The organism is Streptomyces sp. AK02-01A (assembly GCF_033795305.1).
Taxonomy (GTDB): domain Bacteria; phylum Actinomycetota; class Actinomycetes; order Streptomycetales; family Streptomycetaceae; genus Streptomyces.
Window position 1 is genome coordinate 69,781 of the sequence record NZ_JARBAE010000020.1, and the last position, 12,843, is coordinate 82,623.

Consider the following 12,843-nt stretch of genomic DNA (forward strand, 5'->3'; position numbering starts at 1 on the left):
TACCCCCGTCAGTTGTCGTCCTCGTCGATGAGGAATCCGCGCATCGGCGACGGAGCCTGCTGCATCGGCTGCGGCGCCTGCGGCCGCACCGGTGCCATCGGCTGGGTCATGGCCGGCGACATCTGCTGCTGGCCGCCGTACGACGGACCCGCGGACGGGCCGCCGTGGCCACCCATGGACGGGCCGCCTCCCATGCTGTGACCCATCGCACCCGCACCGGCCGGAGCCATGGACGGCGACGGCGGCAGCGAAGCGGCAGCCGGCGTCCGCGGCGGCGCCAGCGAGTCGTCGGCCTGGGTCTCCAGTTGACGGAGCTGGCTCTCCAGGTAGGACTTCAGGCGTGTGCGGTACTCGCGCTCAAAGCCGCGCAGGTCCTCGACCTTGCGCTCCAGCGTCGCGCGCGCGGACTCCAGCGAGCCCATCGCCACGCGGTGCTTCTCCTGGGCGTCCCGCTCCAGCGCGTCCGCCTTGGCGCGCGCGTCGCGCTCCAGACCCTCGGCTCGGCTGCGCGCCTCGCCAACGATCTTGTTGGCCTCGGAGCGCGCCTCGGCGATGGCCTGGTCGGCGGTCTGCTGGGCGAGGGAGAGCACCCGCGCGGCACTGTCGCCGCCGGGGCCCTGACCGGGCTGCTGCATCTGCGGGTTGTGGCCGCCCATGGGGCCGCCCATCGGTCCACCCATGGGACCGCCCTGGCCCATCGGACCACCCTGGCCCATCGGACCACCTTGGCCCATGGGGCCGCCCTGCATCGGACCACCCTGCATCGGGCCGCCCTGCATGGGACCGCCCTGGCCCATCGGACCACCCTGCATGGGACCACCCTGGCCCATCGGACCACCCTGCATCGGGCCGCCCTGCATGGGACCACCTTGCATGGGACCGCCCTGCATGGGGCCGGGGCCGTGCTGGCCCTGCGGGCCATGACCCTGCGGACCGTGACCGCCGTGGGCGCTCGGTCCGGCGGGAAGCTGCGGAGCGCCACCGGGCAGTTGGGGCGGACCCATCTGCGGCGGCTGCTGCTGGACCGGCGGTCCAGATATGGCGGCGGGCACCGGAGCCCCCGGCCGGTCCTGCTGTTCGGGCGGCTTGCGCATGCCCTGCTGCTGCTGGTTCTGCGCGGCGGCGCGCGTGGCGGCGGCCAGCTTCGCGCGCAGGTCCTCGTTCTCGCGAAGGAGGCGGGTCAGTTCGGCCTCGACCTCGTCGAGAAAGGCATCGACCTCGTCCTCGTCGTAGCCTTCTCGGAGGCGGACGGTCGTGAACTGCTTGTTCCGCACGTCCTCAGGGGTCAACGGCATCTCTTCTTCACCTCTACGTAGTCGTCGGCAGTCGGCAAGACCGTATCGTTCACATTCCCCTCGCAAGGCTGCTCACAAGCGAGATCAGGATGTACACGATGATCATCAGAACGAAGAAGGACAGGTCGAGTGCCACGCCCCCGAGACGCAGCGGCGGAATGAACCGCCGCAAAAGCTTGAGCGGTGGATCGGTGACAGTGTAGGTGGCCTCAAGAACGACCACCATCGCCTTGCCGGGTTGCCATGAACGGGCGAACTGGAAGACGTAGTCCATGACCAGCCGGAAAATCAGCACGATGAGGAAGCACATCAGCACGATGTAGACCACCTGTAGTGCTACGCCCATCCCGCGCTTCCCTCTCCCCTGGTTCACTCTGCTCCGGCCGTCCGGCCGGTTCTGCCCCGCCGTGCGACCGGGTCGTTCCCGGTGTTGTGTTCTCAGCTCTGGTTGAAGAATCCGCCCTCTGCGATGCGGGCCTTGTCCTCCGCCGTGACATCGACGTTAGCAGGAGACAGCAGGAACACCTTCTGCGTCACCCGTTCAATGCTGCCATGGAGACCGAAGACGAGTCCCGCCGCGAAGTCGACAAGTCGCTTCGCGTCCGTGTCGTCCATCTCCGTGAGATTCATGATCACTGGAGTGCCCTCGCGGAAGTGTTCCCCGATGGTACGGGCCTCGTTGTAGGTCCTCGGGTGCAGTGTGGTGATGCGGTAGGGCTCCCGCTCGGACACAACCTTGGGCATGATCACCGGTGCGTTCTTCTCCAGACTCGGGCGTTCAGGTGTGATGGATGCCACGGGGGCGATACGTGCCGGACGTCCGCTTTCTGCCGCTAGCGGAACCGGTTCACGCTCACGTTCACGCTGCGGAGGCGGAGAAACCACCCGGACCGGTTCCTCCCGCTCCTGTGAGTGGACGGGCTGGTGGCGCCGGTGCTCCCGCTCGGGCTCCGGCTCGGGTTCGAAATCGTCGTCGGGGTCGAAGCCCCGGCCGTCGTACCCATCGTCCTCCACGAGGCCGAGGTAGACCGCCATCTTGCGCATCGCGCCGGCCATGCTCTGAGTCCTCCGCTCTGTGGTGGATCGGCCTCGTCACCAAGTGCCCGCGATCCACTAGGCCTGTCCGCCTTCGGCGGAAATGACCATATTTTCTGCTGTGGTCCGACTTGCTTCGCGACGTTACCCGAGGCTGGGTCGGACTCCGAGTACCGCCGTACCGACGCGAACATGTGTCGCTCCGGCCCGTACGGCGTCCTCAAGGTCCGTACTCATCCCTGCTGACACCATGTTCGCAGCCGGATGGTCCGCGCGCAGGCGGGATGAGAATTCCAGCAGCCGCTCGAACGCCGCCTGTTGCCGGCCCGCGTACGGCCCGGCGAGCGGCGCCACGGTCATCAGACCGCCGAGCCGCAGTCCTGGTGCGCCGGCCACCGCGGCGGCCAACTCCTCGATTCCGCCGGGTGCCACGCCGCCTCTCGCACCGCGCTCACCGGACTCCGCGTCGAGCGCCACCTGAATCAGACAAGTCAGCTCACGCTCCGCGCGCACCGCCGCTGCGGAGAGTGCGGAAACGAGCTTGAGCCGGTCCAGAGACTGCACCACATCGGCATAACTGGCCACAGAGCGAACCTTGTTCGTCTGCAATTGACCCACGAAATGCCAGGTGAGCGACAAATCAGCACAGGCGGCGGCCTTGGGTGCGGCGTCCTGATCACGGTTCTCGGCCACGTGTCGCACGCCGAGTTCATGGAGGAGGCGGACATCACTCGCGGGATAGGTCTTGGTGACCACGATCAGGGTCACCTCCCGCCGCTCACGCCCGGCGGCGGCACAGGCGGAGGCGATACGTTCCTCCACCGTCGCGAGATTTTCCGCGAGTTCGGTCTTGCGGTCCTTCATGCCTTATCAGTCCAGCCAGACATAGCCGGCGAGCCTGCCGGTCGTGCGGTCGCGGCGATACGAGAAATGATCGCCCGACTCCATTGTGCAGACCACCGATCGCTGCCGGTCCCGGACCCCGAGGGCATCGAGCTGCGCGTGCACTCCGGCCGTGACATCGACGGCCGGAGTGGACCAGCTCGTCTCGGACCGGGCCTCCGGTACGACGGCGGCGACCTCGTCCCGCATCAGCGCGGGTACTTCGTAACAGCGACCGCAGACGGCGGGTCCGGTACGGGCGGTGATCCGGGACGGTTCCGCACCGAGCGAGACCATGGCCTCGACCGTGGCCGGGACGATCCCCGCGACCATACCGGGCCGGCCGGCGTGGGCGGCGGCCGCGACTCCCGCGACCGGGTCGGCCAGCAGCACCGGAACGCAGTCCGCGGTGAGTACGGCGAGGGCGAGTCCGCGGCGCCGGGTGACGATCCCGTCGACGGCCGGGATGTCCGCGTCCGCCCAGGGACCTTCGACGACGGCCACATCGCGGCCGTGCACCTGGTGCATCCAGACCACCTGAGCGGGGTCGAGTGCCAGGGACTTCGCCGCGAGTTCGCGGTTGGCGCGTACGGCGGCCGGGTCGTCGCCGACCGCGCCGCCGAGATTGAGCTGCTCGTACGGAGCGGCGCTCACCCCGCCCCACCGGTCGGTGAAGGCGAAGTGCGCGCCGCTCAGTGTTTCGTGCCGCCGTATCACTTCAAGAAGTCCGGGACGTCCAGCTCCTCCGCCTGGGCGTCCTGGTAGGGACGGGCCGGAGGGACCTGCGGCGGGCTCACCTGGGAGTACGACTTCTCGTTGATCGTCGGTGCGGATTCCGCCCGCACCGGGCTGTCCTCACGCGGCGGCACGGTGCCGAGTCCGCCCGTGGACCGGCCGCTGTCCGTGGACCGGGTCGAGGCGGCCTGCTCGTCACGCTTGGAGGAACCGGAGCCGAGGACGGTCTCGCGGCGGGTCGGCGGCTGTCCGCCGTCGAAGCCGGCCGCGATGACGGTGACCCGTACCTCGTCGCCCAGGGCGTCGTCGATGACGGCGCCGAAGATGATGTTGGCTTCCGGATGGGCCGCCTCACTCACCAGCTGCGCGGCCTCGTTGATCTCGAAGAGACCGAGGTCGGAACCGCCGGAGATGGAGAGCAGGACACCGCGGGCGCCGTCGATGGACGCTTCGAGGAGCGGCGAGGAGATCGCCATCTCGGCGGCGGCCACCGCGCGGTCGTCGCCGCGGGCGGAGCCGATGCCCATGAGCGCCGAGCCCGCCTCCGACATCACGGACTTGACGTCGGCGAAGTCGAGGTTGATCAGCCCGGGCGTGGTGATCAGGTCGGTGATGCCCTGTACACCCGACAGCAGCACCTGGTCCGCGGACTTGAACGCGTCGAGCACGCTGACCTGGCGGTCCGAGATGGACAGCAGCCGGTCGTTGGGGATGACGATGAGGGTGTCGACCTCTTCGCGGAGTTCGGCGATGCCGTCCTCCGCCTGGTTCGCGCGACGGCGGCCCTCGAAGGTGAACGGGCGGGTGACCACGCCGATCGTCAGGGCGCCCAGCGAGCGCGCGATATTGGCGACGACGGGTGCGCCGCCGGTGCCGGTGCCGCCGCCTTCACCCGCGGTGACGAAGACCATGTCGGCCCCCTTGAGGACCTCCTCGATCTCCTCGCGGTGGTCCTCTGCCGCCTTGCGGCCGACTGCCGGGTTGGCTCCGGCCCCGAGGCCGCGGGTGAGTTCCCGGCCGACGTCGAGCTTGACGTCGGCGTCGCTCATCAACAGTGCTTGCGCGTCCGTGTTGATCGCGATGAACTCGACGCCCTTGAGGCCGACCTCGATCATCCGGTTGATGGCATTGACACCACCGCCGCCGACACCGATGACCTTGATGACTGCGAGGTAGTTCTGCGGTGCTGCCACGTCGAAGGCCTCTCGCCTCGAGTTACGTGTCGTCGCTTCACGGTTGTGACGCCGCGACGACTGATGCCGATGGGACGGTCCGAAACGCCGACCCAAACCCTAACGTTGAACCTTAGGGTTACCAATGTGTCCGCTTCGTGGACTTTCTTGGACTCTTCCGAACAGGACACTAAGTCGACAAGTGGCGCGCGTTCAACGAACACGCCGAACCTCCCGTTTTTCTTTTCACCCTATGTGATCACCCATAGCGCTGACCAACCAGGGTGCTGGCCAGCACATATGTCCGTCAACTCCCTGATACCGCAGGTGCGGTGGGCGCACTTACATCGAAGTGCGCCGCGCCGGGAGCCGCTTTCATGAGAGCGGTGAGCGCACGCGCCTTGGCGGCGCCGTCCTCGGCGCTGCCCCACATCACCGTACGGCCGCCGCTCAACTCCAGTGAGACCGAGTCGTACGAATGGACCCGGATCACCCTGGTGTCGCCGGCCACTTTCCTGGGCAGCTCGCTCCGCACCCGCACCGCTTCGAGCGCCAGACGGTCCGTTCCGAAGCGCCGCAGACTGGCCGACCGGTCCGGCGACAGCCGCAGCAGCGGGACGCCTCTGGGCGCCGTCTCCACCGTGGCGAACCGCTGGCCGGCTCCGTCCATTTCGATAAACTTCGTGTCTTTTTCGATCAGCAGGACGGGGATTCGCTCGACCACTTTCAGATCGATCCCGTGCGGCCATGAACGAACGACCTCAACCGAGTCGATTCGCGACAGCCTCCGCAGGAGGCGGCCCTCAATCGCGTCCGTGTCGACGGAAATCAGCGGCGCGCCGACCGGTACGTCGGCCGCCGCCGCCACCTCGGCACGAGTGAGTACGACGGTGCCCGAGGTGCTCACCCGCTCGGCCCGCAGCCAGTTCGAGCCGTACAGCACCCAGAGTCCGCCGGTGAGAACCACCATCACGCCCACCAGTACGATCATCAGCCGCCGGCCCGGGAGCCGGAGCCGGCGGGACGGCGGCTCCTGAGAAGCGCGGCCGGACTTCAACCGCGGTCGTGCGCCGCGCTCGGCGATCGTCGGTCCGGCCACGCTCCCCTGCCTCCCTATGCCTTACGGCGCCCGGCGATCGCCTCGTACACCATGGCGACCAGCAGTTCATCGGCGTCCCTGCGGCCGAACTCGGAGGCCGCGCGGGACATCTCGTACAGCCGGTGCGGGTCGGCGAGCACCGGAAGCACTTGGCTCTGCACCCACTGGGGCGTCAGTTCGGCGTCGTCGACCAGCAGTCCGCCGCCGGCCTTCACCACCGGCTGGGCGTTGAGCCGCTGTTCGCCGTTGCCGATCGGCAACGGGACATAGGCGGCGGGAAGCCCGACGGCGGAGAGTTCGGCGACGGTCATCGCGCCGGCGCGGCAGAGCATCATGTCGGCCGCGGCGTACGCGAGGTCCATACGGTCCACGTACGGTACCGGGATATAGGGCGGCATCCCCGGCATGTTGTCGACGCGCGGCATTTCGTTCTTCGGACCGACGGCGTGCAGGATCTGGATTCCGGAGCGCTGGAGCACCGGAGCGATCTGCTGGATCACCTCGTTGAGCCGGCGCGCGCCCTGCGAGCCTCCGGAGACGAGCAGCGTCGGAAGGTTGGGGTCGAGCCCGAAGGCGGCGCGCGCCTCGGGGCGGACCCTGGCCCGGTCGAGAGTGGCGATGGTACGGCGCAGCGGGATGCCGATGTAGCGGGCGCCCCTGAGCTTGCTGTCCGGAGTGGAGACGGCGACGCCGGCCGCGTACCGCGAGCCGATCTTGTTGGCCAGACCGGGCCTCGCGTTGGCCTCATGGACGACGATCGGCACCCCGAGCCGCTTGGCCGCGAGGTAGCCGGGCAGCGCGACATAGCCGCCGAAGCCCACGACGCAGTCCGCCTTGGTGCGTTCCAGGATCTGCTCGGCGGCCTTGATCGTGCCGCGCAGCCGCCCAGGGACGGTGATCAGCTCCGGCGTGGGTTTGCGCGGCAGTGGTACGGCGGGGATCAGTCCCAGCTCGTACCCCCGCTCCGGGACGAGCCTGGTCTCCAGGCCGCGCTCGGTACCGAGGGCCGTGATTCCCACGGTCGGGTCCTGCCTGCGCAGGGCGTCCGCGAGGGCGAGCGCGGGCTCGATGTGGCCGGCGGTCCCCCCGCCGGCGAGTACGACATGCACCGAAATTCACCGCTCTCCGGACGGACGCTTCTTGACGCGCCGTCTCATCGTCTTCCATCTCACCCCGGGCCGTCGCATGGCCAGGGCCGCTTTCGCGGCGGGATCCTCTCGCGCGAACGCGATCAACAGCCCGATAGCGAACATGGTCGGCAGCAGGGCCGAGCCTCCGTAGGAGAACAGCGGGAGCGGGACTCCGGCGATCGGCAGCAGACCGAGCACCGCACCGATATTGACCACGGCCTGCACCGTGATCCAGGTGGTCACACCTCCCGCGGCGTACCTCACGAAGGGGTCCTCCGTGCGTCCGGCCACGCGGATACCCGCATAGCCTAGAGCCGCGAAGAGTGCGAGTACCGACAGCGTCCCCGCCAGACCCAGTTCCTCCCCGGTGATGGCGAAAATGAAGTCGGTGTGCGGTTCGGGCAGTTGGCCCCACTTTTCGACGCTGGCGCCCAGTCCGGATCCGAACCATCCGCCGGAGGCGAGAGCGTAGATTCCGTGCACCGCCTGCCAGCACTGGCCTTGCGGGCCCAGGTCGATCGCGCCGACGCACGAGAAGCGGGACAGCCTGTTCTCGTTGGTCTTGATGAGAGTGAAGCCGACCAGGCCGGCCAGCAGAAGCACTCCGCCGAAGAGGCGGGTGGGCGCTCCGGCCAGCCAGAGCAGGCCGAAGAGGATGGAGGTGAGGATGATCGCGGTGCCCATGTCGCCGCCGAGCATGATCAGTCCGAGCAGCATGAAGGCGACGGGGACGAGCGGCACGAGCAGGTGTTTCCACTGTGTCAGCAGCCGTTTGTCCTGCTTGCGGGCGAGCAGATCGGCTCCCCAGAGGATCAGCGCCAGCTTGCCGAACTCACTGGGCTGGAGCTGGAACGGCCCGCCCAGATAGATCCAGTTCTGGTTGCCGTTGACGGATCGCCCTATCCCGGGGATCTGGACGAGCACCATCAGGAAGACGGTGCCGACCAGCAGCGGATAGGAGAAGGCGCGGTGGAGCTTGGCCGGCATCTTGGAGGCGAGCAGCAGCAGACCGGTGCCCAGGGCCACCGCGACGAACTGCTTGCGGAAGAAGTACGTGCCGGGCAGCGAGAGCTGGAGCGCGTAGATCATCGACGCGGAGTACACCATCACCAGCCCGAGCACGGTGATCAGCAGACCGCTGCCGAGGATCACGTAGTACGCGGTGAGCGGGCGGTCCCAGGCCCGCCGTGCCCGCTCGTAGATCTGCCGCGGCCCGGGACCGCGGGGCAGCCGGGGCCCGCCGGTACCGCGGCCCGCGCCGCGAGCGTTCGCGGGGCGGCGTACGGCGGCCCCGCCGGGCCGGCCGCGCAGCGCGAGCCCGCGCCAGGTCCCGCGCCCGCCGGCCGGGCCCGCGCCGTCGCCGGACCGGTGGCCCTGGCCTGGCGCTCCGGCGAATTCCCAGCGGCGTACGGCGGGATGCGGATCTCGGCCCGCGATGTCGTCGGCCGGCATCGTCGCTGCCCCCTCCAGTCGTGCCTGGCGCGGCTGCCGGCGCTCCGGGACCTGCGGCGAAACCGCCGGTGTCGCGGCCCCGGGACAGCTCGGCACGGCACGGGGCCGGACCGGTCAGGCGTGCTCGGCGGCGAGTGCGTGTACCGCGTCCGCGAACGCCTCGCCTCGCTTGTTGTAGTTGGCGAACATGTCCATCGAGGCGCAGGCCGGGGCCATCAGGACCGTGTCCCCCGGCTGTGCGAGCCGTGCCGCTTCGCGGACCGCCGCCGACATCGCCCCACTATCGGTCCGGTCGAGGTCCACGACCGGGACTTCGGGGGCGTGTCGCGCGAGGGCTTCCCGGATCAGGGCTCGGTCGGCCCCGATCAGGACGACACCGCGCAGCCGCTTGGCCGACGACTCGACGAGCTCGTCGAAGGCCGCGCCCTTGGCGAGACCGCCGGCGATCCAGACGATCGGTTCGTAGGCCGCCAGGGACGCCTCCGCGGCATGGGTGTTGGTGGCCTTGGAGTCGTCGACGTAGCTGACCCCGCCGACGTCCGCGACGTGTTCGATGCGGTGCGGGTCGGGCCGGAAGGCGCGCAGTCCGTCGCGTACGGCGACGGGTCCGACGCCGAAGGCGCGGGCCAGGGCCGCCGCCGCGAGGGCGTTGGCGATGTTGTGCGGGGCGACCGCGGCCGCTCCGCCGGAGGCCGCGGCGATGTCGCTGACCAGAGCGAGCTCCTGGGCCTGCTCGCGGCGGTTGTCGACAAAGGCGCGGTCGACCAGGATGCCGTCCACGACGCCCAGTTGGGAGGGTCCCGGAGTACCGAGGGTGAAGCCGATCGCCCGGCAGCCCTCCTCGACATCGGCCGCGCGCACCAGGTCCTCGGTCGCCGGGTCGGCCGCGTTGTAGACGCAGGCGACGGTGTTGCCCTCGTAGATACGGCCCTTGTCGGCGGCGTACGCGGCCATGGAACCGTGCCAGTCGAGATGGTCGGGCGCGAGGTTGAGCACCGCGGCGGAGTGGGCGCGCGGGCTCGGCGCCCAGTGCAGTTGGTAGCTGGACAGCTCGACGGCGAGGACGTCGTACGTCTCGTCGCCGGTGACGGCGTCCAGCAGCGAGACACCGATGTTGCCGACGGCGGCCGTACGGAGCCCGGCCGCCTCCAGGATGGCGGCGAGCATCCGGACGGTCGTGGTCTTGCCGTTGGTGCCGGTGACCGCGAGCCAGGGAGCCGCGCCGGGCCCGCGCAGCCGCCAGGCCAGCTCCACATCGCCCCAGATCTCCACACCGGCCGCCGCGGCGGCGGCGAAGAGCGGCTTGTCCGGCCGCCATCCCGGCGCCGTGACGATCAGTTCGGTGGAGTCGGGCAGGGTCGCCCCGTCGCCGAGCCGGACGGTGACACCCAGCTTCTCCAGCTCGGCGGCCTGGGCGCGGGTCCGCTCGTCGTCGCCGTCGTTCACGACGGTGACCTCGGCGCCGAGTTCGCGCAGTACCCGGGCCGCCGGGATCCCGGAAACCCCGAGACCCGCGACGGTGACCCGCTTCCCCTGCCAGTTCACTTATCGGCCGCCCAGCCCGCGTAGAAGAGTCCGAGGCCCACGATCACACACATGCCCTGGATGATCCAGAACCGCACCACGACAAGGACTTCGGACCACCCCTTGAGCTCGAAGTGGTGCTGGAGCGGAGCCATCCGGAAGACACGCTTCCCGGTCATCTTGAACGAACCGACCTGGATGACCACGGACATGGTGATCATCACGAAGAGGCCGCCGAGGAGCGCGATCAGGAACTCCGTGCGGGAGCAGATCGCGAGACCGGCGAGGGCGCCGCCCAGCGCGAGCGAGCCGGTGTCGCCCATGAAGATCTTCGCGGGTGAGGTGTTCCACCACAGGAAGCCGAAGCAGGAGCCCATCAGCGCGGAGGCGACGACCGCGAGGTCGAGTGGATCTCGTACCTCGAAACAGGCGTTGGGGTTGGTCAGGGTCACCGCGTTGGCGCAGGACTCCTGGAACTGCCACAGCCCGATGAAGGTGTAGGCGCCGAAGACCATCACCGAGGCGCCGGTGGCGAGGCCGTCCAGCCCGTCCGTGAGGTTCACGCCGTTGGACATCGCGAGAATCATGAAGAGCGCCCAGACCACGAACAGCACCGGGCCGATCGACCAGCCGAAGTCCGTGACGAACGACAGCTTGGTGGACGCCGGAGTGTTGCCGCGGCTGTCGGCGAACTGGAGCGAGAGCACCGCGAAGGCGATGCCGACGATCAACTGGCCCGCCATCTTGGCCTTGGCCCGCAGGCCGAGCGACCGCTGCTTCACGATCTTGATGTAGTCGTCCAGGAACCCGACGAGACCCATGCCCGCCATCAGGAACAGGACCAGCACACCCGAGAACGTCGGATCCTCGCCGGTGATCACCTTCGCCAGGGCGTAGGCGATCAGGGTGGCCAGGATGAAGGCGATGCCGCCCATGGTGGGCGTGCCCTTCTTGCTGCCATGGGTACGCGGGCCGTCGTCCCGGATGAACTGCCCGTATCCCTTGCGGGCCAGGAGCTTGATCAGCAGCGGTGTGCCGATCAGGGTCAGGAAGAGCCCGATGGCTCCCGCGAAGAGGATCTGCCTCATCGGCCGGCGACCTCGCCCTCGGTGGAGTTCTCCAGCAGTGCCTGGGCGACCTGCTCAAGACCGACCGACCTCGAAGCCTTCACCAGCACGACGTCTCCCGGACGCAGTTCACTGCGCAACAGGTCGACCGCCGCCTGCGTGTCGGACACGTGCACCGACTCCTCACCCCACGAACCCTCGTTGTAAGCGCCCAGTTGCAGCCAGGACGCTTCCCTGCCCCCGACTGCCACGAGCTTGCTGACGTTGAGCCGGACGGCGAGCCGTCCGACCGCGTCGTGCTCGGCGAGCGAGTCGTCACCCAGCTCGGCCATCGGGCCGAGCACCGCCCACGTACGTCCCCCCGTGGCCCGTGTGGCACCGCCCATGGCGACCAGCGCACGGAGCGCCGCTCTCATGGATTCGGGGTTCGCGTTGTAGGCGTCGTTGACGATCGTCACGCCGTCCGAGCGCTCGGTGACCTCCATACGCCAGCGGGAGAGGGTTCCCGCCTCGGAGAGCGCCACGGCGATCTCGTCGACGGACATGCCCAACTCATGGGCGACGGCGGCCGCGGCGAGCGCGTTCGACACGTGGTGCTCACCGTACAGCCGCAGCGTCACGTCGCTGCACCCGGAGGGTGTTCGAAGCCGGAAAGCGGGCCGTCCGGTCTCCGTGAGGCGGACGTTCTCTGCCCGTACGTCTGCTTCGTCTGACTCTCCGAAGAGGACGGTACGGGCCTTGGTGCGGGAACTCATGGCGCGGACGAGGGGATCGTCGGCGTTGAGCACGGCCACGCCGCCCTCTGCCGCCGACGGCAGGGACTCCACCATTTCGCCCTTGGCCAGGGCGATCTGCTCACGGCCGCCGAACTCGCCGATATGGGCCGTGCCCACGTTCAGTACGAGGCCGATCCTGGGCGGCACGAGTCCGGTGAGGTAGCGGATGTCGCCGATGTAGCGGGCGCCCATTTCGAGGACGAGATAGCGGGTGTCCTCGACGGCCCGCAGCGCGGTCAGCGGCAGACCGATCTCGTTGTTGAGATTCCCGGCCGGCCAGACGGTGGGACCTCTGCGCTGGAGGAGCTGGGCGATCAGATCCTTGGTGCTGGTCTTGCCGGCCGAGCCGGTGAGCGCCACGGCGGTGGCGCCGAGGCGCTCGACGACGGCACGCGCGAGGGCGCCGAGGGCCCCTACGACGTCCTCGACGACAATGGCGGGGACTCCGACGGGCCGGGCGGCCAGCACGGCCACCGCGCCCGCCTCGACGGCGCGTGGCGCGTAGTCGTGGCCGTCGACCTGCTCGCCCGCGAAGGCGGCGAAGAGGCTGCCGGCCTCCACCTTGCGGGAGTCGATGACGACGGGTCCGGTGACTCGGACGGCCGGATCCGGTATGTCGTGCGGCTGCCCGCCGACGATGGCGGCGATCTCGGCGAGGGAGAGGGCGATCACTGGG

The 12,843-nt window shown here is 69.3% G+C and carries 12 protein-coding genes; all 12 read right to left on the reverse strand.

Annotated features, from left to right (window positions below):
* Window positions 1-8 precede the first annotated feature (8 nt).
* The gene (locus PV679_RS19800) at window positions 9-1,295 is read right to left on the reverse strand and encodes a DivIVA domain-containing protein (RefSeq protein ID WP_319681646.1); all 1,287 of its coding nucleotides are present in this window, start codon (window positions 1,293-1,295) and stop codon (window positions 9-11) included.
* A 49-nt stretch (window positions 1,296-1,344) separates the two neighbouring features.
* Window positions 1,345-1,641: a YggT family protein gene (locus PV679_RS19805; protein WP_319681647.1), complete on the reverse strand. Its 297-nt coding sequence runs from the start codon at window positions 1,639-1,641 to the stop codon at window positions 1,345-1,347.
* A 92-nt stretch (window positions 1,642-1,733) separates the two neighbouring features.
* Window positions 1,734-2,351 carry a cell division protein SepF gene (locus PV679_RS19810; RefSeq protein ID WP_319681648.1) on the reverse strand — a complete coding sequence of 206 codons (618 nt, stop codon included), beginning with the start codon at window positions 2,349-2,351 and terminating at the stop codon, window positions 1,734-1,736.
* Between the two features lie 123 nt (window positions 2,352-2,474).
* Complete coding sequence (locus tag PV679_RS19815) at window positions 2,475-3,194, reverse strand: YggS family pyridoxal phosphate-dependent enzyme (RefSeq protein WP_319681649.1); 720 nt, start codon at window positions 3,192-3,194, stop codon at window positions 2,475-2,477.
* 6 nt (window positions 3,195-3,200) lie between these two features.
* A complete protein-coding gene (gene pgeF, locus PV679_RS19820; protein ID WP_416069758.1) occupies window positions 3,201-3,908 on the reverse strand; it encodes a peptidoglycan editing factor PgeF in 708 nt (235 codons plus the stop codon).
* 17 nt (window positions 3,909-3,925) lie between these two features.
* Entirely contained in the window at window positions 3,926-5,140 is a 1,215-nt protein-coding gene (ftsZ, locus tag PV679_RS19825; protein WP_319681651.1) for a cell division protein FtsZ, read from the reverse strand.
* A gap of 286 nt (window positions 5,141-5,426) precedes the next feature.
* A complete protein-coding gene (locus tag PV679_RS19830; protein ID WP_319681652.1) occupies window positions 5,427-6,218 on the reverse strand; it encodes a cell division protein FtsQ/DivIB in 792 nt (263 codons plus the stop codon).
* Window positions 6,219-6,232: 14 nt separating this feature from the next.
* Window positions 6,233-7,327: an undecaprenyldiphospho-muramoylpentapeptide beta-N-acetylglucosaminyltransferase gene (gene murG, locus PV679_RS19835; protein ID WP_319681653.1), complete on the reverse strand. Its 1,095-nt coding sequence runs from the start codon at window positions 7,325-7,327 to the stop codon at window positions 6,233-6,235.
* Window positions 7,328-7,333: 6 nt separating this feature from the next.
* Complete coding sequence (gene ftsW, locus PV679_RS19840; protein WP_319681654.1) at window positions 7,334-8,800, reverse strand: putative lipid II flippase FtsW; 1,467 nt, start codon at window positions 8,798-8,800, stop codon at window positions 7,334-7,336.
* Window positions 8,801-8,914: 114 nt separating this feature from the next.
* Window positions 8,915-10,345 carry a UDP-N-acetylmuramoyl-L-alanine--D-glutamate ligase gene (gene murD, locus PV679_RS19845; RefSeq protein WP_319681655.1) on the reverse strand — a complete coding sequence of 477 codons (1,431 nt, stop codon included), beginning with the start codon at window positions 10,343-10,345 and terminating at the stop codon, window positions 8,915-8,917.
* On the reverse strand, window positions 10,342-11,412 hold the full coding sequence (gene mraY / locus PV679_RS19850) for a phospho-N-acetylmuramoyl-pentapeptide-transferase (protein WP_319681656.1): 1,071 nt from the start codon (window positions 11,410-11,412) through the stop codon (window positions 10,342-10,344). The genes murD and mraY overlap by 4 nt, the downstream gene beginning before the upstream one ends.
* The gene (locus PV679_RS19855) at window positions 11,409-12,839 is read right to left on the reverse strand and encodes a UDP-N-acetylmuramoyl-tripeptide--D-alanyl-D-alanine ligase (RefSeq protein WP_319681657.1); all 1,431 of its coding nucleotides are present in this window, start codon (window positions 12,837-12,839) and stop codon (window positions 11,409-11,411) included. The genes mraY and PV679_RS19855 overlap by 4 nt, the downstream gene beginning before the upstream one ends.
* Window positions 12,840-12,843: the final 4 nt, after the last annotated feature.

What these genes read in the sequence shown, in the direction of transcription:
- PV679_RS19800 (WP_319681646.1), bottom strand. Translation starts at nt 1,295, where the DNA reads ATGCCGTTGACCCCTGAGGACGTGCGGAACAAGCAGTTCACGACCGTC.
- PV679_RS19805 (WP_319681647.1), bottom strand. Translation starts at nt 1,641, where the DNA reads ATGGGCGTAGCACTACAGGTGGTCTACATCGTGCTGATGTGCTTCCTC.
- PV679_RS19810 (WP_319681648.1), bottom strand. Translation starts at nt 2,351, where the DNA reads ATGGCCGGCGCGATGCGCAAGATGGCGGTCTACCTCGGCCTCGTGGAG.
- PV679_RS19815 (WP_319681649.1), bottom strand. Translation starts at nt 3,194, where the DNA reads ATGAAGGACCGCAAGACCGAACTCGCGGAAAATCTCGCGACGGTGGAG.
- ftsW (WP_319681654.1), bottom strand. Translation starts at nt 8,800, where the DNA reads ATGCCGGCCGACGACATCGCGGGCCGAGATCCGCATCCCGCCGTACGC.
- mraY (WP_319681656.1), bottom strand. Translation starts at nt 11,412, where the DNA reads ATGAGGCAGATCCTCTTCGCGGGAGCCATCGGGCTCTTCCTGACCCTG.